Origin of the sequence: Bdellovibrio sp. 22V, assembly GCF_030169785.1 — a bacterium.
Taxonomy (GTDB): domain Bacteria; phylum Bdellovibrionota; class Bdellovibrionia; order Bdellovibrionales; family Bdellovibrionaceae; genus Bdellovibrio.
Genome location: NZ_CP125854.1, coordinates 2931852 through 2957116 on the forward strand (window position 1 = coordinate 2931852; position 25265 = coordinate 2957116).

The 25265-nt window shown below is 46.5% G+C and carries 26 protein-coding genes and 1 tRNA gene; 12 read left to right on the plus strand and 15 right to left on the minus strand.

Features of this window, described 5'->3' with window-relative positions; translation table 11 throughout:
* The first annotated feature begins 115 nt into the window (after nt 1-115).
* From QJS83_RS14185 to QJS83_RS14195, 3 genes are all read left to right on the plus strand, one after another.
* Nucleotides 116-1186 (plus strand): carboxylate-amine ligase, encoded by a 1071-nt coding sequence (locus tag QJS83_RS14185; protein WP_284605704.1) that lies wholly within the window; start codon nt 116-118, stop codon nt 1184-1186.
* Nucleotides 1187-1320: 134 nt separating this feature from the next.
* On the plus strand, nt 1321-2337 hold the full coding sequence (locus tag QJS83_RS14190; RefSeq protein ID WP_284605707.1) for a gamma-glutamyl-gamma-aminobutyrate hydrolase family protein: 1017 nt from the start codon (nt 1321-1323) through the stop codon (nt 2335-2337).
* A 63-nt stretch (nt 2338-2400) separates the two neighbouring features.
* A complete protein-coding gene (locus tag QJS83_RS14195) occupies nt 2401-3804 on the plus strand; it encodes an aldehyde dehydrogenase family protein (protein WP_284605710.1) in 1404 nt (467 codons plus the stop codon).
* Here the strand turns inward: QJS83_RS14195 and QJS83_RS14200 are convergent.
* The 4 genes from QJS83_RS14200 to QJS83_RS14215 form a co-directional block, all read right to left on the minus strand.
* Complete coding sequence (locus tag QJS83_RS14200; protein ID WP_284605713.1) at nt 3779-6025, minus strand: monovalent cation:proton antiporter family protein; 2247 nt, start codon at nt 6023-6025, stop codon at nt 3779-3781. The two genes, QJS83_RS14195 and QJS83_RS14200, sit on opposite strands and share 26 nt — an antisense overlap.
* A 98-nt stretch (nt 6026-6123) precedes the next feature.
* A complete protein-coding gene (locus QJS83_RS14205; protein WP_284605714.1) occupies nt 6124-7752 on the minus strand; it encodes a S8 family serine peptidase in 1629 nt (542 codons plus the stop codon).
* 319 nt (nt 7753-8071) lie between these two features.
* Nucleotides 8072-8815: a dolichyl-phosphate beta-glucosyltransferase gene (locus QJS83_RS14210; protein ID WP_284605716.1), complete on the minus strand. Its 744-nt coding sequence runs from the start codon at nt 8813-8815 to the stop codon at nt 8072-8074.
* Nucleotides 8815-10902: a site-specific recombinase gene (locus QJS83_RS14215; protein WP_284605718.1), complete on the minus strand. Its 2088-nt coding sequence runs from the start codon at nt 10900-10902 to the stop codon at nt 8815-8817. The genes QJS83_RS14210 and QJS83_RS14215 overlap by 1 nt, the downstream gene beginning before the upstream one ends.
* Nucleotides 10903-10985: 83 nt before the next feature.
* Here QJS83_RS14215 and QJS83_RS14220 point away from each other — a divergent pair, with 83 nt between their 5' ends.
* Genes QJS83_RS14220 through QJS83_RS14235 form a run of 4 tightly spaced genes read left to right on the plus strand, consistent with a single transcriptional unit; the run spans nt 10986 to nt 13301 of the window.
* Nucleotides 10986-11537 carry a DUF6436 domain-containing protein gene (locus QJS83_RS14220; protein ID WP_284605720.1) on the plus strand — a complete coding sequence of 184 codons (552 nt, stop codon included), beginning with the start codon at nt 10986-10988 and terminating at the stop codon, nt 11535-11537.
* Entirely contained in the window at nt 11537-11953 is a 417-nt protein-coding gene (locus QJS83_RS14225; RefSeq protein WP_284605722.1) for a serine protease spb1, read from the plus strand. The genes QJS83_RS14220 and QJS83_RS14225 overlap by 1 nt, the downstream gene beginning before the upstream one ends.
* The gene (locus QJS83_RS14230; RefSeq protein WP_284605723.1) at nt 11950-12849 is read left to right on the plus strand and encodes a serine protease spb1; all 900 of its coding nucleotides are present in this window, start codon (nt 11950-11952) and stop codon (nt 12847-12849) included. The genes QJS83_RS14225 and QJS83_RS14230 overlap by 4 nt, the downstream gene beginning before the upstream one ends.
* Before the next feature lie 8 nt (nt 12850-12857).
* The gene (locus QJS83_RS14235) at nt 12858-13301 is read left to right on the plus strand and encodes a FixH family protein (RefSeq protein WP_284605724.1); all 444 of its coding nucleotides are present in this window, start codon (nt 12858-12860) and stop codon (nt 13299-13301) included.
* Here the strand turns inward: QJS83_RS14235 and QJS83_RS14240 are convergent.
* Entirely contained in the window at nt 13298-13627 is a 330-nt protein-coding gene (locus QJS83_RS14240; protein WP_284605726.1) for a KH domain-containing protein, read from the minus strand. The genes QJS83_RS14235 and QJS83_RS14240 overlap by 4 nt on opposite strands.
* A gap of 179 nt (nt 13628-13806) precedes the next feature.
* Here QJS83_RS14240 and QJS83_RS14245 point away from each other — a divergent pair, with 179 nt between their 5' ends.
* Together QJS83_RS14245 and QJS83_RS14250 are read left to right on the plus strand one after the other, a co-directional pair.
* A complete protein-coding gene (locus QJS83_RS14245) occupies nt 13807-14565 on the plus strand; it encodes a substrate-binding periplasmic protein (RefSeq protein ID WP_284605728.1) in 759 nt (252 codons plus the stop codon).
* Between the two features lie 295 nt (nt 14566-14860).
* Entirely contained in the window at nt 14861-16828 is a 1968-nt protein-coding gene (locus QJS83_RS14250) for a hypothetical protein (RefSeq protein WP_284605730.1), read from the plus strand.
* Nucleotides 16829-16894: 66 nt separating this feature from the next.
* On the opposite strand, the gene QJS83_RS14255 is transcribed toward QJS83_RS14250, so the two are convergent.
* From QJS83_RS14255 to QJS83_RS14265, 3 genes are all read right to left on the minus strand, one after another.
* Nucleotides 16895-17203 carry a terminase small subunit gene (locus tag QJS83_RS14255; RefSeq protein WP_284605732.1) on the minus strand — a complete coding sequence of 103 codons (309 nt, stop codon included), beginning with the start codon at nt 17201-17203 and terminating at the stop codon, nt 16895-16897.
* A 97-nt stretch (nt 17204-17300) separates the two neighbouring features.
* Nucleotides 17301-17684, minus strand: coding sequence for a hypothetical protein (locus QJS83_RS14260; protein ID WP_284605733.1), 384 nt, complete (start codon nt 17682-17684; stop codon nt 17301-17303).
* Between the two features lie 36 nt (nt 17685-17720).
* Complete coding sequence (locus tag QJS83_RS14265; RefSeq protein WP_284605734.1) at nt 17721-17942, minus strand: hypothetical protein; 222 nt, start codon at nt 17940-17942, stop codon at nt 17721-17723.
* 265 nt (nt 17943-18207) lie between these two features.
* Between QJS83_RS14265 and QJS83_RS14270 the strand changes: the two genes are divergently transcribed.
* On the plus strand, nt 18208-19041 hold the full coding sequence (locus tag QJS83_RS14270) for a TIGR02285 family protein (protein WP_284605736.1): 834 nt from the start codon (nt 18208-18210) through the stop codon (nt 19039-19041).
* An 18-nt stretch (nt 19042-19059) separates the two neighbouring features.
* Entirely contained in the window at nt 19060-19989 is a 930-nt protein-coding gene (locus tag QJS83_RS14275) for a DMT family transporter (protein WP_284605738.1), read from the plus strand.
* Nucleotides 19990-19994: 5 nt separating this feature from the next.
* Here the strand turns inward: QJS83_RS14275 and QJS83_RS14280 are convergent, their stop codons facing one another.
* Both QJS83_RS14280 and QJS83_RS14285 read right to left on the minus strand, forming a co-directional pair.
* The gene (locus QJS83_RS14280; protein WP_284605739.1) at nt 19995-20462 is read right to left on the minus strand and encodes a GNAT family N-acetyltransferase; all 468 of its coding nucleotides are present in this window, start codon (nt 20460-20462) and stop codon (nt 19995-19997) included.
* A gap of 50 nt (nt 20463-20512) precedes the next feature.
* Complete coding sequence (locus tag QJS83_RS14285; protein WP_284605740.1) at nt 20513-20743, minus strand: AbrB/MazE/SpoVT family DNA-binding domain-containing protein; 231 nt, start codon at nt 20741-20743, stop codon at nt 20513-20515.
* 290 nt (nt 20744-21033) lie between these two features.
* On the opposite strand from QJS83_RS14285, the gene QJS83_RS14290 reads away from it, so the two are divergent.
* Nucleotides 21034-21762: a sterol desaturase family protein gene (locus QJS83_RS14290; protein WP_284605742.1), complete on the plus strand. Its 729-nt coding sequence runs from the start codon at nt 21034-21036 to the stop codon at nt 21760-21762.
* A gap of 48 nt (nt 21763-21810) precedes the next feature.
* Here the strand turns inward: QJS83_RS14290 and QJS83_RS14295 are convergent, their stop codons facing one another.
* The 5 genes from QJS83_RS14295 to QJS83_RS14315 all read right to left on the minus strand — a co-directional run bounded on the left by QJS83_RS14295 (nt 21811) and on the right by QJS83_RS14315 (nt 25220).
* Nucleotides 21811-22197: a hypothetical protein gene (locus QJS83_RS14295; RefSeq protein WP_284605743.1), complete on the minus strand. Its 387-nt coding sequence runs from the start codon at nt 22195-22197 to the stop codon at nt 21811-21813.
* Nucleotides 22198-22265: 68 nt separating this feature from the next.
* Nucleotides 22266-22685 (minus strand): hypothetical protein, encoded by a 420-nt coding sequence (locus QJS83_RS14300; RefSeq protein WP_284605744.1) that lies wholly within the window; start codon nt 22683-22685, stop codon nt 22266-22268.
* A 122-nt stretch (nt 22686-22807) separates the two neighbouring features.
* A complete protein-coding gene (locus tag QJS83_RS14305; protein WP_284605746.1) occupies nt 22808-23446 on the minus strand; it encodes a glutathione S-transferase family protein in 639 nt (212 codons plus the stop codon).
* 100 nt (nt 23447-23546) lie between these two features.
* Nucleotides 23547-23620 (minus strand) — tRNA-Cys (locus QJS83_RS14310).
* 154 nt (nt 23621-23774) lie between these two features.
* The gene (locus tag QJS83_RS14315) at nt 23775-25220 is read right to left on the minus strand and encodes an ATP-binding protein (RefSeq protein WP_284605748.1); all 1446 of its coding nucleotides are present in this window, start codon (nt 25218-25220) and stop codon (nt 23775-23777) included.
* Nucleotides 25221-25265: the final 45 nt, after the last annotated feature.

Sequence of the window (25265 nt, forward strand, 5' to 3'; positions counted from 1 at the left end):
ACACTTTTCTCGATAAAAATTTGCACCTACTGTGTAAATTCCTTTAAGGTGAATTATGACTTTTTCACCAAAAATTTCCTTCGGGAAATCCGACCTATTCTCATTAGGCGTCGAGGTGGAGCTACAGATTATTCATCCTGAAACACGGGACCTCAGCCCGATTTCACCAGACATACTTCAGGATTGGTCGCTCACAAGCCCTCACATTAAACCAGAGCTTTTTCAAAGCATGCTGGAGATCGACACGCCTATTTGTAAAACGGCTCAAGAAGTGGAAGACGCCCTTTTGTCTTCATCGCGGGAGCTTTCGCGCATTTGCCGTAAACACGGCCGCCGTCTTTCTTCCAATGGCACGCATCCTTTTGCAAAATGGCACCACCGCATCTTTTATCCCGCAGATCGCTATCAGTATCTTTTGGAACGCAATCAGCATATCGCCCGGCGCTTGATGATTTACGGATTGCATGTCCATATCGGCATGAAGAGCGGCGAGCATTGTATTAAGATGATGAATGAGTTTCTTTATTATCTTCCGCATATGCTGGCAGCCTCTGCAAGCTCTCCGTTTTGGACAGGTCACGACACTGGGTTGTCATCGTCACGTATTACTGTCTTTGAAGCGCACCCTGCCGGCGGCTCGCCGTGCACGCTGCAAAGCTGGGAAGATTTCGAGAGCATTGTTGAAAAACTCACGCGCAGTCAATCGATCACAAGTTTCAAGGATATTTGGTGGGATTTGCGTCCGAGTCCTAACTATGGCACCCTTGAAATCAGAATCTGCGATGGCGTTCCCGGAGTTCGCCGTACCACACGTCTTGTGGCATTCATCCATCTCTTAGCCCTTCTTATTCAAAAGCGTTTGGACACGAAAGGATCGCGCCCAACGCCGCCGGATTGGATGGTGCGCGAGAATAAATGGCGCGCGTCCCGCTTCGGAGTGCATGCAGAGATTCTTGTGGATTCGGACGGAAATACGAAGCCTCTTCTTCAGGACATCAAAGATCTGGTTTCCGAGATGAAAGAGGATATTCAGACACTGGGCTATGCAAAATACATTGATGAGTTCGTGGAAAACGATTTGGCAAAACCCAGTTATCAAATACAAAGAGAGCTTTTTGAATCGACAGGATCTTTACCAGCCGTTGTGGATTTCCTCTGCGACAGTTTCGAAGACGATCTCAAGTAACTCGTTAGAAAAGTGAACATCACTCTCCTAAAAACGGCGCTGTTTCATATTGAGACAGCGCTGCTCTTAAGAGCTTCAATATAGCGTCGACCGGGGACCTTCCCTTAGGCATTTCTTTTGAAGAACTCTTCTGTATGAGATTTTCTCTTTGCGCTCTGCTTTTGTCATTCTTCACTTCGGTGGCCTTCGCTGCGACGGACTCTATTCGTCTTTACGAATGGAACCCTGGAAATACTTTAGCCCCCCTTATACTGCCTGTACGCGGTAACGAGACGCCCGAGATGGCGGCGAATCGCTATCTGAAAGAACTCAACAAAAATTCAGACTTGATGGAACTTTTTGAAGGTCGCACTCCTGATATTCGCCTTCAAGGATTTAAACCTCTTCAAGACGGCAATCGCGAAGCCCGCGCTTTGCTCATTGCCAACCTTCCCAAAGACTACACGAAGAACTCACAACGAGTCGTTAATTTCAAAAAGATCTTTCAGCAGGCCAAACACCAATCTTACATTCTGCCAATCAACGCGAACTTGGGCCTTTCCGCGAAAGAATCCCGCGACCTCTTTAAACAAATCGGCGAGAAATTTCCGTTCCTTGTCGCCATGGGCGGAGACGACGTTCACACCCAGCTCTATAAACAAGAGAACTTTCATGCGCGCAACACCATTCCCGCGCGCGATCAGTTTGAAATCGAGTTGATCAAGTCTTATGTTGCACAAGAAAAAGGTTTTCTTTTCGGAGTCTGCCGTGGCTCGCAAATTTCCTCGGTCGCATTAGGTTATCGACTTATTCAAGATGTGCCCTTTCATGTCGGCAACGACGTTGCCCACGCAAACGACTGGCATGACATTGACGTCAAAGACACAAAGCATGGCCTCCTCAAAAGCCTGACCGACGGCACGGGCAAACTTTACGTGAACTCTCTGCACCATCAGTCTGTTGTATACACCGAAGGCGGCCCGCTGCAGATCGCAGCTCGCAGTCATGACGGCGTTACGGAAGCCACGGAGTTCAAAAATGGCCGCGGCCTTTTATTACAATTTCACCCTGAGCTGATGAACAACCAACTGGGTTCTAAAATCCTTTGGCGCGTTATTCAGCAAAAAAACGTCGTGATGCCACGAAGATGCTCGCAGATCTTTTCTTTCTGATGTGCCTTTTGTCATACCGGAATAAAACCTTGCCTCTTAAAACAAGTGAACTAACATAAATTTATGGTCGAGCAGATTTTTCTTCATCAAAAACAGTTCAGTCTTTTGTTGCGTAAAGAATCGCTGGCGACAAGGCTGCAGCATCTCTCGGCTCTCGAGAAAATGATCTCCGAAAACACGGAAGCGATTCTTACGGCACTCAGCCAAGACTTCTCGAAACCTCCTGCGGAAACGCTTCTTTCAGAAATTTATCCGGTTCTTAAAGAAATCCGCGTGGCAAAAAAGAATTTGCGGCAGTGGATGAAACCTCGGCGTGCTCGCACACCTCTGCTGATTACCGGCACCAAAAGTTACGTTGTCCCCGAACCTAAAGGCGTTTGCCTTATTGTCGGGCCTTGGAACTATCCGTTTCAACTTTGTCTTTCTCCATTGGTTTCAGCTTTGGCTGCGGGAAACTGTGCGATTATTAAACCTTCCGAGTTCACAACACACACCTCCGCACTTCTTAAAACGCTTATTCAAAAAACCTTTAACGAAGAACACGTCACCCTCATCGAGGGCGGCGTAGAGAAAACGCAGGAACTTTTGCAACTGCCTTTCGATCACATTTTCTTTACAGGAAGTACGCGCGTGGGAAAGATCGTCATGGAGGCGGCCAGCAAACATCTAAGCAGTGTTACTTTAGAGCTCGGTGGAAAATCGCCGACCATCGTTGACTCTTCCGCAAACTTAGAGATTGCCGCTGAAAAAATCGCCTGGGCGAAGTTCGTGAATGCCGGGCAAACTTGCATCGCTCCAGATTACATTCTTGTGCAAAGAGACGTTCTGTCACAGTTCAAAACTCTGCTTATGCATAAAATCGATGCGTTTTACGGAAAGTCACCGCTGGAAAAAAAGAACTCGCCGGATTTAGCACGCGTGATTTCCCCGATGCATACAGCCCGCCTTAAAAACATGCTTGATGAGGCTGTCAGCAAAAACGCTGAAGTCGTGTATGGCGGCGAATGCGACGTTGACGAAAAATATATGGCCCCGACGCTTTTGGAAAAAGTAGATCTGCATACGAAACTGATGAAAGAAGAAATCTTCGGACCTCTTCTGCCGCTGGTTCCTTTTAAAGATTTGCACGAAGCCATTCATTTTATCAATGAAAGACCCAAACCTTTGGCTTTGTATCTTTATTCAAACAGCAAAATGAATATCGAAGATGTGACTCGAGAAACGAGCTCGGGCGCTTTAGTCATTAACGATTCCGTGATTCACTTTATCAATCCCAACCTGCCCTTTGGCGGCGTCGGCGAAAGCGGAATGGGAAATTATCACGGGCATTTCGGCTTTAAGGCTTTCTCGCATGAAAAGGCTTTGCTGAAACAGGGGTTCTTGGGAAAGCTGATGCGAATCATCTATCCCCCGTACACACCTTTCAAATTGAATCTTTTATTTAAATTGATTCGCTGGAAGATTTAACTTTATCAAGATGTAAGATCTTTTCGCGATCTCCCACGATCCAAAGAACGTCCCCTTTTTGCAGGACCTCACTGGAGTCGGGATTTAAAATACGGTGACCTTCACGCTCAATACCCACGACCAGCCCCCGCGTCACTTCCCGCAAACCACACTCGCGAATATTTTTATGCAGATAAGGCGAGTCCTCATTCAGCTGGTATTGCTCCAAGGAATACTCTGACAAGGAATCCAGCATGGAGATGGTGTCGCCCTCGCCTTCAATGAAAGTTTTAAACTGAATCAGTTGGTCATCCGTGCCGATGACATGGACATGGTCAAAAGGCATCAGACATTCATTTCTGCCCGGAGCCGTGATACGCAAGCGACCGCGCTCAATCAAAGCAATCGTTACTCCATACTTTTCGCGAATAGAAAGTTTATGCAAAGGTGTTCCTACGAAGGGTCCTTCCGGCGGAATAATAAACTCTGTAATGTGCGCATCCCAAGGAGCGAGCGCACGATTGCTTTTCCGGGCGTGCTTTTTTTCAACGTCTTCGTGCAAGTTCGTAAGAAAGCGGTTTTCAAACCACTGATAGATACTGCGCAGTTTGTGCGACAGAACGTAGCCGACGACAACCACCATCCATAACGTAATACCGACAGCCCAGGCCAAGGGTACGAATTGCGCGACCATCGCCCCCAATAAACCAACGGCCAACATGATTCGTGAAACCAGGAAAACGTAGTTGTGACTTCCTTTTCCTTGCTCCATCATGAGCACTTCAAACTGTTTGGTTTTACCGAAAGCCAGAGCCCAAAGAAACGGCGCACTCATGAACAAGGTCGCACTGAGTGAAATAAATTTTGCAGAACCTTCTTCCATTTGCCTTTCCAGCAAGAACGGCAAAAACACGCGAGCCATAAACAGAAAAATCGCGACGATCACGACAGAGTTCAGAAGAACTTTCAAGATATAAGCACGCACCTGCTCGCGATACTCTTTATTCCCCGACATCGAAAATGAAATCACACTATAGCTGTCAAGAGCCGCAATAAAGCGCACCGGGAGAATACGTTCTAAAACACCATACACTTTTTCCGAGGAGCGCAACATATACGGAGTTGTAAACGCCGTGATTACGGAGACCGCAACAGCCAGCGGATAAAGTTTTTCACTGATGACTTTGAGATTTAAACCTAAAGTCGCGATGATGAAGGAAAACTCCCCGATCTGCGACAACGCCATTCCCGTTTGCACTGAAGACTTCAAGGTTTGTCCCGCGAGCACCGATCCCAAAGTCACGCTGAAAGTCTTTCCTACTAACACCACGGCCGACAGCAATAAAACCTCGCGCCAATAAAGAGCAATCACGTGTGGATCAATCAACATCCCAACAGAAATAAAGAAGACGGCCGAAAAAAGATTTTTAATCGGAGCCACCAGATGATGGATACGCTCTCCTTCAATCGTTTCCGCCAGAATGGAGCCTGTGATAAACGCACCCAGCGCCGATGAAAAGCCAACGCTGCTGGCAAAAACCACCATAAGAAGACAAAGTCCGACCGCCACAACTAAAACGGTTTCTTCGGTGAGAAGTTTCTGCGCGCGCTTAAGGAATGAAGGTAAAAGGAAAATACCAGCCACAAACCAGATCGCGAGGAAAAATGAAAGCTTCACAATCGCGCCCAGCATCTGGCCACCAGCAAAATCACGGGTCAATGCCACCGTTGTCAGCAATACCATCAGCAAAACGGCGACTAAGTCCTCAATGACAAGAATACCGAAAACCATGCCGACGAACTTCATGTTCTTAAAACCAAGCTCTTCAATGGTGCGAATGATAATCGAGGTTGATGAGATCGCGAGAATACCGCCCAGGAACAAACTGTCCATGGTGCTCCAGCCTAAAAGGCGTCCGGTCACGTAGCCAAAGACGATCATCAAAGAAACTTCAAACAAGGCCGTGAAACTCGCTGTCCCACCAACACGGAAAAGTTTTTTAAAACTAAACTCAAGCCCCAAAGCAAAAAGAAGGAAGATCACACCCACTTCAGCCCACAGGCTGATGCTTTCACCACTTACAATCGTAGGAAAGATCGTTGTTTTCGGTCCTACTAGAAAACCCGCCACCAAGTAACCAAGAACAATCGGCTGATTCAGGCGTTTAAAAATAAGAGTAACAAGCCCTGCCGTACCTAAAATCAGAGCCAAGTCAGAAATCATCGCGGGTAATGTGTGCATGCTTCAAGTATGACAAGACTTGATGAAGCCCACAACGCAAAAAAAGAAGGCTCCTGAAAGGAGCCTTCTTTTTTAGGATTTGGATTTTAAGAATCTAATTACTTCGCTTGAAGAGCTGCGTTAACTGCTGCTTCAGCGTTTACAAGACCTGCACCGTATTCGTTAGCAGTGTTTGGTCCCAAAGGTTGAGCTGTTTGCTTCAAGATTGTTTTAACTTGAGCGCCAGTCAAAGCTTTGTTTGCAGACTTCATCAAAGCGACCACACCAGATACGTGAGGAGTCGCCATTGAAGTACCGTCGAAAGCTGCGTAATCAGTCGCTACAGTTTGCAAAGTCGCTTTCACTTCTTTACCAGCCGCGATTTGTTTTACGATCTCTTGACCTACAGTTTGTTCGATCATGAATACTGCGATTGGAAGTACAGAACCGTCTTCAGTCAAAGCACCTTGGATCAAACCAGGAGCGTTGTTGTAGATAACCGCACCCAATGCACCCGCTTTAATAGCGTTTTCTACTTTTTCAGAGAACTTGATTTCGCCACGAGCGATCAAAGCGTATTTACCTTTAACGTCTACGTTTGCGAAGTCTTCAGCTTTACCAAGACCTGCTGGAACAAGAACGTTTGTCTCAGGAGTCAATACTTCTCTAGCACCTTGGAAAGTAGAAGAGTTTACTTTTCCTGCTTTCGTGCCGATCGCGATAGTCACAGAAGACTCGCGGCCAGTACCTTGTGGTACAGAAGAAACAACCGCAACACCTGGAGCTACGATCGCCAATTCAGGACCGTATTGGGAGAAGTCCGCTTTCTTAAGAGTGTTGTCGATAGCACCTACTGCGATAACAGTCGGAAGAGCCGCTGGGTAAGAAACTTTACCAGTGCCGTTGTTACCAGAAGCTGCAACTACTGTGATACCTGCTTTGTCCGCTTTGTTAACAGCGTCTCTTTCAGCAGGAGTCGACCACATACCACCCAATGACATAGAGATAACGTCTACTTTTTCAGAGATACCCCAGTTGATACCTTGAGCGATCGCGATGTTAGAGCAACCGTTGTCAGAGCATACGCGACCAGCAAGAACTTTTGCTTTAGGCGCAACACCTGTGAAACCAGATCTGTCCATCACACCAGCGATTGTACCTGCAACGTGAGTTCCGTGACCTACTTTATCAGTGTAGTCAGAACCATTGCTGTCACCTGTGAAGTCTTGACCTTTTTCAAAGTTCGCTTTCAAAGAAGGGTGAGCTTCATCGATACCTGTGTCCAACACAAGAACGCGAGCGCCCTCACCTTTGTTAGAAACAGCCCATGCTTGAGGAGCCTTAACAGTGTGGATACCCCATGGAGTTTTTTGACCCAATTTTTGTTGTTTTGTACGAGGGCTTGCCAACATTCCTTTTACCGGACGTGGAGCTTCGTGGAAGATTTCTTTTTCTACGTAAGCAACTGCTGGATTCGCTTTCAATTTTTCGATTTCAGCATCGTTCTTAGCGTCGATGATGAGAGTGTTCAAATTTGCAAGTGAGTCTTCAACTTGACCGTCTACTTGCGCCAAAGCGGAAGAAGATCCCCAAGTAAAGCCCTTAAGCGCATAAGACCCCTTCATCTTATAAGCCATGTGTGCAGACTTGAAAGCCTCTTTGTCTTTCATAATAACGATCACGCGCTCTGCTTGAGCTGCCGTCGCAAACAACACCGTAAGGATGATTGCAAACACGTTAAGTTTCATTAAATCCCCCCATATCCATGGACTCCAACTATTGAAGTCCTCTTATGGGGAAGCACTTCATTTCAGGTTGAAAGTTTTATCAAGTACTCTTTTGGAACCACTTAAATATTTTTTTAGAGGGAAAAAAGTGAAATTTTCTGTCATGACCACACTAGTTCCAAAGTGGAACCCCAGTTCAATTTTAGGACCACATGAAGCTAAATTATTAGTAACTCTTATAGTTACCATCATTTTTTTGGTGAAATGATGCTTAATATTAAATCACAGAAAATAACGCCGCGAGTCTCTAAATTGTTGTTCCAGAACATAAAAGAAGCAGCTACAACCGCCCGTTTCGCAACTCTTGGCGAACACGCCTCTTCATTTTCAATACGGCGATCAGCATTTCCAGACTGTCTTTTAGAATATGCACATGCGAAGCCTCTTGATGCTGCCAACGAATGGGCACTTCGACGATCTTCTTTTTGTTGTTCATCAAAAACAAAATCACTTCCACGTCCCAAGCAAATCTCTGCACGCGCAGTTTTGACAAAACTTCCGCGCGAAAGAAACTGTCGTTGCGAAGAAGCTTGAACCCGCATTGCGTATCCTTGAACGGCAGACCAATGAAGAGCTTAAGAATCTTATTAAAAGTTTTTCCCATGCTCTGACGAAGCCAGTGTTGGCGAACAACGATGTCACTTTGCGGAAGAGCACGCGAGCCCATCACCAAGTGCGCATCGGAATGCTCTATCCACAACTTTTCAAGCTCCTCCCATGGAGTCGCCATATCCGCGTCAGCTATCAGAACCCAATCGGACTTGGCCACACGAAGGCCCTCGTGCACGGCCGCTCCCTTTCCGTGATTTTGCGCAAAAGAGTGCAACTGCAAAGCGGTCCAGTTTTTCTGGTGTTGCTCTACGGTTGCGACGGTCCCGTCGTCGGAACCGTCATTCACGACGATCACTTCGTGGATTTTCCACTCGCGGTGAGGCTGCTCCATATAACGCTGCAAAGCTTGCAGCGTCTTAGGCAAACGCATTTCTTCGTTATATGCGGGAATCACCACGGAAATAGAAGACATCAGTGCTTCGATCCTTCAGAGGTCTTTGCCACCGTGGCTCCCACAGGCAGGAAGAAACTTAAAGGCGACGAGAAGAAACGTCGAACCACCGCGCGACGAATCGCACGACGTTGTGGCGGCTCAATGCTGCGAGCTTTGATTGCGACCATCAAGGCCAATCCAAAACTCACCAACACGTTAAACGCGCCAATAAAGAAGATACCAATCACGGCGCGCCAGAAATCCCAGGTTTTTAAAAAGTCCATACCCAGAACCGGTAAAGCGCCGCCCAAGGTTCCTGAAGACAGCGTCACATGGCGAACATCCAGAGGAATGCCCATGAATTTTAAAATCTCCGGAGTCATTCCCAAGAAAACACCCAGACAGATGTTCCCCGTCAAACCCGACATGTTTTTTTCTAAAAACACGGCGATATTGCGCGCGCCCCGTTTGCCAAAAATAGTTCGCAACGTCGGGCTGCGAGCTAAAGTCTTGCGTAAGGAGTTGAGCGCAAACCAGTTATCTCCCCAGCCTGCCGCCAAGCTCGAAAGCCACAGAAGAATCCCCGTGAAAGCGCCGTATAAAACGGCCGGCCCCAAAATATCCACGGACTTGTAAGCGTAGTGCGCTTTATCCTCACCCATGAGGTGATTTCCGAAGAGCAGGAAAAAAGCCATATCAATAAGTATCGCACACGGAACAACGAACAAAACGTTTCCTGAAACAGCGGCGACTTGCGAACGGATCAAATGCGTGATCTCGGTAACAAGATCATCCATCCCTTTATCGCTGGCGACATCTTGCATCTTCTCTGCCAGCGCGGGTGCGGTCATCGCCGGTTGCTTTGTTCCAAGAGTAAATCCCAACAAATGAATCGCCACGAAACTGATGGCATAGTTCACGGAAGCCAGCATCCCTTCCGCAAAACCGGAGAGTCCCAAAGCCAAAATGCCGACTTTTACATAAACCGTCAGCGCCGTCACAGCGCCGCCGCCGCCGGCCGCCTGCACCATGTGGCGATATTGTTCACGCGTGCGCGTGATATAGTGCTCCCCGGTTTCAGCGGCGCGCTCGACGACTTTCTTCGCAAGCAAGGAAACGTTTTGCGACAATAAAGATTTAATACTGCGCAGATCTTGATTCTCTTCAATCAACTTTGAAAGAAAGCTCGTCACTTTGCGATGATCCAGTTTTTCTGTCAGCAGAATTTCAAGCAGACTGTCGATTCGCTGCAAATAAGTGCGCAAAAGCATCATCTGGAAAACCAGACTCAGGCTGACACCGTATTCTTCCAAATGTTTGGTCACTTGCTGCAGTTCTCGACGGCACTCCCACACGATCATGCGAAAGCGCGACGCTTTCTCAAAGGACTGGTCTTTATCACCTGCGTGATACGCATGCATGAACTCTTCAAGACCGCGCACCAAAGCAAAAAAAGCAGAATCGCGGAAAGTCGGTTTATCAAGACGATAACGAACGGCCGGCGACAAACCAATCGCCCGCACTTGAATCACAAGATATGTCAGAGCATCCTCGATATCCGTATTCAGGCGGTTCCAATCTTTTTCATCAGATCCGACTTCATACTGGAAGAGCTCAACTAGTTTTTCAAATGTCGTGTTGTCGATGGAAGCCACCCACAACGGATCGTCTTTATCCGGAAAAAGAGCCCAGAACAAATATCCTAATTCATGATCCAACGGCGGCGTTGGCAAGATCTTCATCGCCAAACGATCTGAGAGCTCGCCCCACAAACCCATTTCGCGAGGCAGCCCCGTTTCCGTATAAAGTTCAAGTCCGCTCACCTCATGAACTACGGTTCTTAAAATGATCGCGACGTTTTTTTTCCATTCGGGATTGCGGTCTAAAACGAGCAGCAAAAAGCGCAATCTTGCGACAGGTAAACGACCCGTTTCTTTTTCGAGATGGGAATCGACAGAGCCTTCATAACGAATCCATTGCAGGAGTTTCACAAGCCACTGAAGTTTGTCTTCCAAAGCTCTGTTGTCTTTTGCCGTCGACAGCAAGACGTCGAGATCACTATGAACTTTGCCACTTTGTTTGTATTGAAGTAGTCGCGCTCGAAACGCTTTTAATTTTCTAAACATACAAAAAATTCTACCGTAATCTCCGATGAGCGCAACAATTTGAGGCATTTCATTAAAAGACCCCGCGTGTTAAACCCTCCCTCATGAGACAAATATTTTTATTTCTTTTGCTTATTTTTTCGACATCGTTTGCCTTGGGTGCTGCGCCCGCTATCAAGGGCTCCGATCTTGTCACAGCCAAAGAAGAAAATTTGCAGTTCCCAACATCGACTCTCGCCACGGTGATTGTTTTTGTTTCCGCCCAATGTCCCTGCTCTGCCAGTCATGAAGATGTTCTTAGAAACCTAAGCCAAGAGTTTTCAGAAATAAAATTCATCGGAATCCATTCTAATTCAGATGAAACTCCGGAAATCACGAAAGAGCATTTTACTCAAGCATCCTTACCTTTTTCCATTCTTCAAGATGAAAGAAACAAATGGGCCAATGAACTGGGCGCTCTCAAAACTCCGCACGTCTTTGTTTTCAGTAAGAACGGCGAGCTTATCTATCAAGGTGGAGTGACCGACAGCCATGTGGGGCCTAGTGCAAAAAAGAATTTTCTGAAAGAAGTGCTTGATGACATCCGCGCTGGCAAAAAGCCACGCCACAAAGAAGGCCGCGCCTTAGGATGCTATATTCAAAGAGAGGACGACTAATGAAAATCTTCTTTTCACTCGCGGTTCTGCTCCTTGGTGGATGTGCGCGCCCCGATTATGTTTCTAGCGGTGATTTACAAAAGCAAATGGATCCGCACGCAAAACAGCAATCCATCATGTTCCCGGTTTCGCAAGCACCGGGAACCCTCGAATGGCTGACACCGCCCTCCAGCAGCGAAGCTTCTTCTTTGCTTTTGAGTTTTGCCTCTCCGTTACCGGCGGAGCTTTCAGCACTTCTATGGATGCCTTCGATGGGCCACGGCTCTGCGCCGGTAAAAATAGAAAAACTCGACGAAACCCATTATCGCATCACCAATATCTATTTTATTATGCCTGGCGATTGGGAAGTCCGACTGTATCTAAAGAAAAACAGTCAAACTGTGGATGAACTTTTTATTCCGCTGATGGTACCATGAGAATATCAATTCTTTTTCTTTTCGCTCTTTCGCCCTCCCTTTCGTTGGCTGCGAGTTGCTGCGGCGGCGGATTTTCTATCCCCGCGTTGATTCTTGGCGACGATAAAGCACAGGTGACCAGCACTTATTCTTATTCTGAAGTCAGCGACGAAGTGCTCGCAAACGGAAAATGGCTTCGTCGCGATGACGGCAACAATTCGCAAACTCTTAAACTTGAAGGCGCCTTGCTTCTTTCGGAGGGACTGCAAACGGGAATTTCTCTTCCGATGATCGCAAAATCTTCGGACTCTTCCGAGAGAAGCTCCGGCGTCGGTGATGTTTCGATTTATTTGGGACACGAGACCTTTGCGGAAACAACCTATTCTCAATGGAAACCCAAAGGCGTTACGTTTTTACAGCTGACCCTACCGACCAGTCCGTCTGTCTATGACGAAGACGCAACGACCGCTAACGAAATTCGCGGACGCGGGTTTTACAGTCTGGGAGCCGGTCTTGCCTTATTAAAAACTTTGCGCGTTTGGGACTACCACGTGAGCGCCGAAATTCATCGCTCTTTCACGCGAGATGTCTCCAATGAAAACTTCGGAGGAAACGCGACGGTGATTCCGGGTTGGGGCACGTCGCAAACTCTCGGGGTGGGATGGAACCGTGGTGATCTTCGCTTGGGAAGTGCGCTGAGTTTTCTTTATGAGGAAGCGATTTCTATCGACGGTGTCACTCACTCTGAGGGAACTGCGCAAAAAAACTTTACCTGGGGTCTTTCTGGCAGCTACATGTTGAGCTTAGAGTCTGCCATCACGGTGAGTTACAACGATCAAACTTTGATCGGGAATCCAATTAATTCAAGTTTAAGTAAAACAATTAATTTAAGCTACCAGCAACGCTGGCCTCGCTAGGAGATTTTATGAAAATACTATTTACTTTAATTTCCGCATTTCTCGTCGGTGCTTCTACCGCTTATGCCTGCGCGGAACACGCGACCGAACACACGCAGGTTGTGCACGAAGACAGTGCTTGTCCAATCTATTTCAAAAACAATCAGCTTTGCGCGGAAATTGAATTTGCAAAAGGGCCTTTTAACGGCGAAGAGTCCCAGTTTATCGTGAAGTTTTTTGATCATGCCTCTGCTCACGGCGAGCACGTTATGAAAGATCCGGCCCATCTCAAAATAGATTTGTGGATGAATATGGGCCATCACGGCCACGGATCTTCACCTGTTAAGATCGTGAAACAGGATCAAGGCGTTTACTTTGTTTCAGAAGCTTATTTTGTCATGGCCGGACGCTGGCAAGTGCGCTTCTTCGTTAACGGCGAACAAGCGCAGTACAACGTCGACGTAGAACCTTAGACATCAATGCAGTAATACGGAATCTCAACGACGGCTCGAATCCCCTTGCGGGCCATCGTTGCAGAAAGCACGGCTCGCACGCCGGAAATATTTTTCCCTTTAGAGCCAATCACTTGCCCTAGGCAACGCTGATCACATTCAACCCTATAAACCGTCGTCTTATCGCCGACAGCGTAACTCACCTGAATGGTGTCTGGATAATCCACTAGACCTCGGATCAAACCCTCTAAGAGCTTTCGTCCTTCTTCGCGCGCGAGATTATCATTTCCTTCAACTGGACTTTCAGGTCTTTTACGGATCACTTTGATCTCTTTCAGGCCAGACATTCATTCACCCCGACAATATGGTACCTAACCTTTCGGACCTGTAATGTTCTGACTTAAGCAAATTTTCGAACAATCGTACTATTTATCTCTCCTAAATAAACTTCACTCACAAAACAGAAAATGTTTAGTCGGGGTTGCCACTGCTCCCCAGGGTTGATACTGTGGAAACAGGAGGAAGAATGAGAGTTCCACTAGTATCTTTTATAGCGGCTCTCTTATTCTGCAGTTCAATCTCCTTCGCCAAAGAGACTCTCACCTTAGTCACTCACGAATCACCTCCTTACATGTCTGAGACTCTTCCTGACCAAGGCGCTATGTTCTATGCGCTTCGCAAGGTCCTCAAAGAAATGGGTTACGATCTGCGCGCTGAATTCGCACCCTCATGGACTCGCACGAAAATGCTTGCAGAGACAGATCCGAAAATAGACGGCTATGCTCCCTATCGCGTGCCCGAAAAAGAAGATGTTTTTGTCTTCTCCAATTATCTTTTTGAAAGTCCGTGGATGATCGGCGAAAGAAAAGACCACCCGATTCACTGGAAGAGCTTTGACGATCTCACCGCGCATGTTGCCGGCAATCAGCTTGGTGTGGAGTTAAGACCTGGCACAAAAGAACTCGTTGAACAAAAAAAGCTCCGAGTGGAAACGACTTCTTCCCAAACTAATAATATCCTGAAGCTTGCGACCAAACGTGTGGACTTTGTTTTTACAGATCCTCTGGTTTTTCGTTATCTTGTGTCAACGGATCCCACTTTAAGGCCTTACAAAAACAATCTGCAACTCAACCCGAAACCTGTCGTGATTGAGAAGTACGGTATCGCCTTGAAAAAATCTTTCGCTAATTCGGAACTTTTAAAAACACTGAACAACAAAGCTCCGGAACTGAAGAAGTACGTGGAAGAATATATTGCGAAGATTGAAAGCCAGAATAAAAAATGATTTCCGATTTTTTTCGTCTCATACTTCGACATTAAATCGAACTTTGAATTCGTGTAATAAACTCGACTCGCTCTTTGCGAGGCAATCCTCACCTCTTTATAAACTCTAGAAACCTCATCCGTTTTCGTCGTGCCTATATAAATTCCAATTTATTGATGATTTTCGCTTTTCTCAAACTGACCACAACACGGAAATCCAGTTTTGCTTTCTTACACCAATGTGAGTTGAGGTGCTTTTTGTTAGATGAAATACTTCGGAGGTCAAATTAAGCACAACAATCCATGGAGGATGATGAATGTCTCAAGGTAATGCGTTCAAGAAAATGGTCGCACTTTCTCTGCCCGCTTTTATTACCGCATGTAGCGGGGGTGGCGGCGCCGATCTTACAAGCAACAGTCTGAATATCAGTGGAATTCTCGGAGGTGCCTCTTTGCAGAGTCTCTCGAAAGTTTCAGCCAAAGCCGGCGACGACGTGTCTTCACAAGAGGCCGTTTCCGTCAGCGATCTTGAAGTTTATGCCGAGGCATTCACCGCTGATGGTATGAAATCAGCCACCGCCAGCATCGGCGCTGATGGCAGCTTTACAATCTCCATTCCCGGCGCAAAGGGCGCCCCTGTCACCGCTATCTTCCGAGATAAAAATACGGAAGCAGAGATTGGCGTTCTCGTTTTTGAAGACTCCGCGAAAAAAGATTTGAATGGAAATAACTCGCAAAGCTCTTCTGTTGTTCTTGAAGATAGCGTGGCTTTGGGAAGTATTTCACTTTCTTCCGACGGAAAGGTGAAAGTGCCCGTTGCACAAGTCGCGGATAAGCTGGGTTCTGCAAGCGACGTGAGCTCGGGCAGCGCCTTTGATCCGACCGGAACTTGGTACATGAAACCTTTCACTGGCACGCTGGCGACAGGCTATCAAACCGTCACAGCGGATTGCAGCCATGGCCCGTGCGTAAACTTCCCTGTCACATTCGTTCGTTATGCCGGAAAAGAATTTACACCGACAAGCAATTGTTCAGTCACCAACGGATCGCTGAGCGGCGCGTGTGCGTCGTCAGACGGCACCATTGGGAGTGCAGATCGTTACGCGCTTTCTATTTGGGGTGGCGACTTTTCACAAAGTATCGGAGCTTGCGGATCAAAAGCAGGTTTCTCTGCGGATGAAGCCAGAGCCTTCGGACGAATCCACATTCCTTCGTTGCCAACAGTTTCAGGAAACTCGATCACGTTCGGCGATTACATTTTCACGAAAACCGGTTTCGGTGGCGATGCCGCGCCTTTCAATCAAGATTGGATGAAAACGGGCGCACAATCGAATCACCCCGTTCACGATTGCCGCCCAATGACGATCAACTCGCTTTATCGCGGCTGGGCTTGTAAATCGAAAGTGATGTCAGGTCAGTGGCCGGGAACTCCGACGGGTCAAACAAAATGGATGGTGAATGTTGAAGGTGGAGGTTGCTTTAGCAACGGAAAACCTGTCAACGTTACGAACTGGGGCAACATCGGTGGCTCTGCAAGCTGCTCGCAATCCAGCGCAACAGGAACTTACGGCGCTGGCTTTGCTACAAATAATTGCACTTATACCAATGCCGACCATGACAATGATTCAAACACAGCTGCAATCACTTTCACATGCGGCGGAACACATGGATTCTTCGATGACAACAGTGGTGCTCCAAACATGGCGGCTCCTGCGACAATGAACCAAGGCGAATACCTTGGCCAACCAGAAGAACTGGTCGCGCAAGGCCAAGCCTGCTCTTCAATTGGTGACGCCACGGATTCCGCGAAGCTTGCTGCTTATCGCTGTTACGCGGAAAGCTATTGGAGCAATCAAGCCGGTGCCGGTTCTTGTTCACGCGAGTTCCGCTTCAATTGGGCGGCGACAACATCTGCTGAGTTCGTAGTTCAAGACTATCGCGGTAAACCTAAGAATGCGTTTGTGACGAATATCTTAAACTACGCAGCCGACGGACAGTCCGCAACGTTAGAAGATGAGCAAGAGGAAACTATCACTCTTCCAACGGGATTAAACAGCAGCACATTCTGTAAAGTGGTTCGTCGCACGAATATCACGTTCAAAAAAGTTTCTGCAACTCGCCTGCTTTTGGATCTCAAAGAGCAAGGCCGTATGGCAAGCACGACAGCCGCCTGCCAAGCCGCGGCTAAGGCTGCTCTGGAGGGCAAAACGACCGGAGCGAATATGGATTTAGGAGAACATCTTCAACCAATGAGAATGCTTTTCTATCTTGATTCGTCTCTGTAATTTAAGAAGAAATAATTGCAACGAAAAAGGCCCGGTTCGCCGGGCCTTTTTACTTGGAAAAGATAACTAAAAATCTTGAAGACCCAAAATCTCTTTACAGATTTCCATTTGACGATCAATTTCTGCAAGTGCCTTGTCGAGTTTCAACATGTCTCTTTCGTCCACGTCAGCCTCTAGAGCAGCCACGACGATGGGATGCTTTTTCAGCCACTGCCCTTGCCGAGCAGCATAAGTTTCAGGAATCCCCGATCGCAACGCCGCCATGCGCGCGTTCCCGTCTTTAAAAAATTCGACAATAAACCGCAACGTCTCGAGCGTAAGAAGTTTTCGGTGAGCTTTCAATCGTGAGGAAAAGGCCATTTGTCTGATTCGCATGACCTCAGTGTAAAGTCAGTTCAGGACTCCGTCTAGGCTGTAATTTCAAAGAGACCTTTGTCACATATTTCTCTTGAACTCGCGCCAAAAAGCGATCTCAATCCGGCTGCGGTGGAGTTACGAATGTAACAGACTGAACATCGATGCTCTCTGGGAGCGAGCGCTCGGTCGTCACCGTCACAATGGCAAGCAACCTTTCCGAAATCGGATCCAAGCCATCATGAGGGTCCGCCTTGCAATCGGCCGTTATGGATTTTGCATGCATGGTGTAATCAGACAATGCCGGCTTTAGGTCCACAGAGCCGAATTCGGTAAAACTATGGCACACAAGTGAGCCTCCTCTTTTTCGATAAGAGGCTTCGATTTTTTTGTAATCACTCGAATTACGAATGGCCGTCTCAAGCCTGGCTATAGATGCCTCGGCAGTTCCAAATCCTAACCCCAGAACTCCAAAAAGATATGTCGCAATAATTTTTTTCATCCGCCGAACTTACCCCAGCCCGACGTAAACAGCTCGTTAGATTTTTGAAATGGAACTTTTATCTTCTTGAGCTGGATGCGTTTTCGGAAGCCTCTTATTACTGGCCATCGCCAAAGCTAATAACAAACCGAAAACTGACGAGAGCAAGCCCCCCAGCAGAATAACAACAACCCTCTTCTTAAGACGTTTTCGCAGAATATAACTGCCGATAAAGAGAAGTGGCCCCACGACTATTAAAACAACTGCAACATATGCCATAATCACACTCGTGTTTATGAAGCTAGCAATTTCTCCTCGAAGGAGCAAACGATAACTAAACATTTTTTATTTACAAAAAGACTTTTGGACCTGGACTTTTTTAAGTTACACAAAGGCATTGTTGGTAATTTACCTGTCCTTTGAGGACTTTCTTGCTATCGAACCGCTCAAGGACTAAGGTGAGCCTTAACGAAAGGGGCCCTGGATTGCAATGATAAGCTGGCAACAATTTTTATTCGCAGTTGTAATCCTTTTAAGCTTCTTTGTGGCTCTCCCCCGCTCCTTCGCGCAAAACTCTTCTAACAAAAACCCCAAAGAACTTGTCTGGATTCGCTGGGATGATCCGCCCATATTTATTTTCGAGGGCCCTTTTAAAAATCAGGGGCTTCTTGATGTCGTGGAAAATGAAATCACAAAAAAACTTCCGCAGTATCAGCACAAACGCCTGGACGCCACCGTTCCGCGCGTTCTGAAAGAAGCGGAGCTTAAATCTCCTATATGCAATGCGGGTTGGTTGGATACTCCCGAATGGGCCAAACTCTTTTACTTCTCTAAACCTGTTTTCCTAATTCCCACAAACGGGGTTTTAATTAAGAAGAAAAACGTTTCACAGCTGGCCGACTTGAAGCGCCCTTTTTCTTTACAAACTCTCCTTGATAAAAAACCCCAGTGGAAGTTGGGCATCGGCAGGCTTTATGGCGAAGGCATCGACGATGTGCTTAGAAAAAACAACTATCAAAAGAATCCGAAGATCATCACCATCGCAACAAGCCTGCGGGTTCATAAAATGCTTCAAGCGGATCGTATTCAATATACTTTGGGATATCCTTTTGAGGCTGTCTATTATAACCAACTTCTAGGACCGCAAAGTGAAACTGTCGTGCACATTCCGCTTGCCGACAATGCTCCTTTCGTCGAAGTCGTGATCGCCTGTCCCCGAACGGATTGGGGCGCAAAAGTCATTGCCAATGTAAATAAAGCCCTGCACGATAAGAAGACCTTAGATAATATTGCTCATGGTGTTGATCGCTGGTTAAGCAGTGACGATAAAAAGCGCTTAGCTCCCGCCAAAAAAGCTTTTTATCAAAAGAACTATTAAGAGTCTTCGGGAGAAACGATGGAGCACCGTACAGGCATTGATGCCAAAGCCGCTTCAATCATGGTTTTGTTATGTCTGATTTGGGGTGCGCAACAAGTTGCCGTTAAACATGTCGCTTCCGATATCTCACCCATGCTTCAGACAGCCATTCGTTGTGGAATCGCGGCTCTTCTTGTTGGCATCGTTATGGTCTTTAAGAAAGAAACCATTTCCTTACGCGATGGAACTATAAAAGCAGGTTTGTTGGTCGGCTTTCTCTTTGCCTTAGAGTTTCTCTTTTTAAGTGAAGCTCTTCGACTTACAACGGCTTCTCATACGTCGGTCTTTTTATATACCGCACCGGCCTTCGCCGCCCTAGGATTGCACTGGAAACTTCCTTCAGAGAGACTTCACAAAGTTCAATGGTTTGGGTTGTTCTTAGCGTTTGCCGGAGTCGCTTATGCATTTCTTGGTGCCAAACCTCACGCCGCTACGACCTCATCACCAAATATGATATTAGGAGATTTCTTTGCCGTTCTCGGCGGCCTGGCCTGGGGAGCCACCACTGTCGCCATTCGTTCAAGTCGTTTATCAAATGCTCCCGCATCGCAAACGCTTTTCTATCAACTCACCGTCGCTTTCTTTCTGCTGCTTTTGGGAAGTTTTGTTTTCAGCCAAAACCATTTCGAACTGACCTCTCGAGCTTTGGCGAGTTTGTTCTTTCAGTCCATTATTGTCTCGTTTATAAGCTACTTGATTTGGTTCATGATGCTGCGAAATTACTTGGCGTCCCGCTTGGGAGTTTTATCATTTATGACGCCCTTTTTCGGAATAGCTCTCGGCGTTCTTTTGTTGAATGAACCTTTAGAATCAAGCTTCGTAATTGGCGCCCTCTTAGTATTTGCCGGAATTTTACTTGTGACAGCCTTCGGCTGGTTACGGCAGTTTTTATTTAAGCGGTATCGTTAAGTTTTTTAAGAAAAACACTTCTCGAACACTAGCGATTCGTAAGTCTTCCCTTGGTGTTGCGTACCGCCGACAATTTGAAATCCAAGCTCTTGATACCATTTAATGAGATGAACGGCTGATTTTGCCGTGTCCAACTGCAAACTTTCATAGCCTTCATTCTTCGCGAGATTTTCCGCAAAGTTCATCAACAAACCCCCCAGTCCTTGGCGCTTCAGCCTTGGTAAAATCGCAAGTTTACCGACATACAGGCTTTTGCGATTCGTGAACCAATTCTCATCCCGCACACTGACTGTACCGATCAGTTCGTCTTCATCGCAAAGAACGAAGACTCTTCTTTCTAGAACCTGTTTTAAAGTGACGGCTTCGTCTTGATAACTGCCAGTAAAGTTCCAACCTTGATCGGCAAGTTCCTTGTAAGAGATATTCAGCAACAAACGCAACGACGAAACGTCAAGAGCGTTTGCCCTTCGCAAAAGGAGTTGTTTTGATTTGTGATGTAGTACTATGCGCTCGGTAGCCAAGCTTACAAACCGGCTTCTTTATCCTCTTCAGGAGACCATTCCAAAAGAGACATCTCGGAAGTCTTTGTCCAATCGATATTGACTTTGTTGATGATGCGTATAGAAACCTCATTGCCACTGATCGTCCAGAGCAGAGTGTCCCCTTTAGAAATCCCTAAAGCTCTTCGCACACGCGCTGGAATTGTAGTTTGATTTTTCTTTGAGGCTTTTGAAGTAGCAGCTGATTTACCCATAGTTGCTTCGCTCCGTCGCTACACGTTTTATTCAGGATAGGCGCAAAGAGATCCCTTGTCGAATCCGGCTTTCTAAGAGGCTTATCAAACAACCCTTTGTCCAGTAAGTTACACTCCCCATTTACGGCCTTTCTTGTCGCCACAAATATATTGCTGTTTACAAACAGCGTGCGATAGAATGACTCAATCTTTTAGAAAACACGGGCTGGAATAGAAATGAAATCTCCTCCCACTTTTTATTCGACTCATTGACGCTTTAATGATGGGACAAAATATATATGGAGATAGAGATGAACGGCCAAATATTACCCTCAATATTATTGCTCGTAAGCACTCTCTTTTTCTTCATCTGGGAACGAGTGTTTCCAGGAAGAGTATTGCCTCATTCTAAAAATTGGTATCTTCGCGCTATTCTTATAAATCTAGTTCAACTTGCGATGGTTGGCATTGCAGGCTTGACCTGGAATAAATATTTTAGAGAATACACATTATTTCACGTAGGCGGATGGCCCTCTCCTGCGTTAGAAGGTTTTTTCTATTGGTTTATCGGCACATTCGTTTTTTATTGGTGGCACAGACTTAGACACACCAATGGCTGGTGGCTCATATTTCACCAATTACATCATAGCCCAAGCCGAATCGAAGTTTTGACGTCATTCTATAAACATCCCGTGGAAATTGCAGCGGATTCCATTCTCATCGGTTTTATTATTTATACAGTGTTTGGCGGATCGGCCGAAGCTGGCGCCTGGTATGCACTCTACGCAGCAACGGGAGAGTACTTTTACCATGCAAATATTAAGACACCTCGTTGGTTCGGATACTTCATTCAACGTCCCGAACACCACTCTATTCATCATCAACTAGGGGTTCACAAATATAATTATTCTGACATCACATGGTGGGATCGAATTTTTGGAACTTTTAAAGATACTGATGATTTTGCAAGTCGATGCGGCTTTCCAGAAATGAACGAGACGAAAATAAAGGAAATTCTTCTCTTTAAAGATGTGTACTAAATGCAAGGAAACTTACTGTCCCGATATCGAGTTTTACTGAGACTCTTTTTAACTCACCTGTTTTTTTAAAAAACAAAATAATATATATAGCAGCCAAAGACACGTTAGAATTCTAAGAACACCTAAAATAATAATTCTAAAATTCGCGAGGTGAGAGAGGTGAACCTTAGGAATGGTTTCATTTTTCTCTATTACTTCTCTAAAGGGATTTCCCACTGGAGCATTTTGCAAAACGAGTTGACGAAATCGCGGATAGTCCGACACATGAAGAGGGACCTTCATTGGAAACCAAGAATTTTTCCGTTTCACTTCAATATACCAGTGCTTGATTCTTGCAGATTTAATATCTTCCCAGCGGACAAATTCATTCAAGGACTTCAGCCCTTCCTTTGCCGCAAAAGGTCTCTGCAAAATATCCTCAGGAAGCATCGTCATCAGTTAAATTTCCTCGCAAAAAGATAAAGATCAATACAAATAAAATTGGATCCCCAACTTCCGAACGATTATAATTTCCTTGTCCTACAATCTTCTTTTTCACAGATAATGATCTTCAGTCGGTCACGGCTCTTTATGACGGCTAAAATTCGATAATTATCTTTTGATGTAAAAGGCAGTTCACTCTCTTGGAGCAGAGATCTTATCTCATCAGGAATCTTGGAGGCGCTAAGATAATAGTGAAATCTTTGACTCTCTTGAGGCGAAAATCCTATTTTTTCTAAGTTATCTGTATACGTCCTAAACTCGCGATGGAAAGCCTCTAAGGAGGTCTTAATAGAGCCTAATGTAATACGGGCTTCTGACTCTTCAGCTCGTTCAAGACTTGCCGTGATGCTTGGAAGAACCAACGCCATGACAGATCCGATAGCTGCCAGCGCGAAGAATAGATATCCAGCGTTGAAATGTCGGAAGCCTGTTTTGATCATGCTTCAACTCACTTTGCGAAGAAGGAAAATAATAATAAGTTTATAGCCGCCTCGCGTGAAAGTAAAGAGAGGCTTCACGTAGCTCGATTTTGAAACAGACAATAGCAGTCTGTTTTAGAGATTTATTTGGCGTTAATAGCAAGTTGTGCGGCAAAAGCGCGTTGATAAGCTGGCCGTGCTTCGCCGCGAGCGACGTAGGCCGCGAGATTTGAGAATTCGTTGAGAATGCCCGAAGGCTTTAAGCGGAGAAGTACTGAAATCATCATCAGATCACCGGCAGTAAATTCATTTTCCAACCATTCGTTATCGCCGAGGCGAGCCGAGAGTTGTTTTAATCGGTCGCGAATACGATCCACCACGAGCGGCAAGCGCTCTGTGCTCCAGGGCTTATTACCCTCTATAAATTTAGCGGTGACGAGGTCAAGTATCGGTGGCTCTACGGTGTTAACAGCCGCGAACATCCACGCTATGGCACGCGCTCGGGCGTTGGCATTACTTGGCAGAAGACCTGGGCGACCTTCAGCAATATGGAAAACAATAGCTCCTGACTCGAACAGGACAAGATCACCTTCTTCATACGTTGGAATCTGACCAAAAGGTTGCAGAGCTAAATGCGCAGGCTCCTTCATTGCACTGAACGAAACAAGACGGACTTCGTAAGGCTGGCCTACTTCTTCAAGAGCCCAACGAACACGAGTATCACGTGCGAGTCCTTTGCCGCCATCAGGTGAACGCTCAAAAGCAGTAATCGTAATAGTCATCGCGAAGACCCTCTCATTGTTTCTAATAGTAGATTCAACAATGAAACAGAAGCCAAATGCTTTTTAAGACGTATTGTTTTTACTTCGATTGAGAAAAATTTGGAGGTGGCGGCCGGAATTGAACCGGCGTGAGCGGTTTTGCAGACCGCGGCCTAACCACTTGGCTACACCACCTTAAAAGGAGTCTCAATTTAAGGTCAGAGCCCGTTTAAGTCAACTTTAAATAGGGCTAGCCTTTTTTAACGAAACCTCGCTTTAACAAAGCCCTCTAATTTCCAATCAGGAAGGTACTCCTGAAGCAGCACATATTTTAACCATACAATCAACCTTAACAGCCGAGGCGCTTCAAAGACTCGAAAGGTATATAGGTGAACTTCAGAGCTTCTTCGACGTGGGCCGGGAGGAGTTTTTCGGATTGGTTGAGGTCAGCGATGCTGCGCGCAACGCGAAGAGTCGAAAGGTCACGGCGGCGGGAAATCATCTCTTTGGGGAAAAGCTCGCGCATGTAAAATTCCGGCAAGTCGCGAATGAGTTCTTCCCAGGTCCATCTCCCCGCCAATTTCAGAAACCTTGAATCCCGATGACTGATTTCTTTGCGAAAGGCTCGAACCTTTTCTAGCTTTCGCAAAATTTCTTCGCCAGATACACGCTCGCCCGACTCACTTTTCTGTGTGAAGAACGTCATCTGAAAACGATCCACGAGCGGTCCCGAGAGTCTTTCCATGTACGACTGACATTTACGAATCGATCTTCCGCAAATCACGCGAGCATTGGGAACCCAGTCGCCGCAAGGGCAAAGATTTGTTGTGGCAATCACCAGAGTCTCCGCGGGATGCTCATCAACAAACCGTCCTCGTCGCAAACGAATGCGAAACTCTTCCATCGGTTCGCGCAAAGCCTCCTGTGCGCGCGGATGAAATTCTAAAAGTTCATCTAAAATCAAAACACCTTTGTGTGCCCGCGAGATTTCGCCGCGAGAAACAGGCACACCCCCACCAATCAACCCGAGGGGCGATGTCGAGTGATGGGGATGCACCAAAGGACGCCAATTTAATTTTTCCGAACTGCCCTTATTACTTTGATGAATCTCGTGCATGTCTTCTTGTGAGGGCGCCAACAAAAGAGACGACAACGTTTTTGCGAACGTACTTTTTCCGGAACCCGAGGGCCCCGCCAACAAAAGCGAATGCTCTCCTAAAGCAACAAGCTCTAGAATTCGCCCTTGCCGTACGGGAAACTGTAGATCCAAACCAAAGGAAGGACGTTCTATTTTATATTCACGAGCTTGAGCGGGAATCACCTCAGGCTCAGATAAATCTTTCAACTCTTTCACGCAGGACCGCGCAAAAGGTGATTTTGCATTCTTCGTAACTCCCGTCCATACGGTCACGTCTTCGCCATCAAAGTCAGTAATAAGATCGTCTGGTTCATACACCTCTCCATTTAAGGCGAGTTCCCCATAAACAAGAGCCGAGGCTTCAGTGGGCTTTTTGACTTGATTAGTCTCCCACAAAAGCCCCACGGCGACGGCGAGCTCCAAGCCGCGCGAACTCTTTTTAAGATGCGAAGGCCGAAGATTGACCAACACTTGCTGTGCTTTGGGAAAATCAAAACCTTGCGCGCGAATGGCGCTTTTTATTCGGTGAATACTTTCGCGGATACCCTGATCAGGCAATCCAAGAAACTGAATATTAGGAAGACCTGGAACGAAGCTCAGCTCTACTTCGACAGGAACAAGACGGTCATTTTCGCGAATAAGGGAATGTATTTTCATACGCTCGCGAGAATGCAAAAAGAATCTCCCGGCGCCTTAAAAACA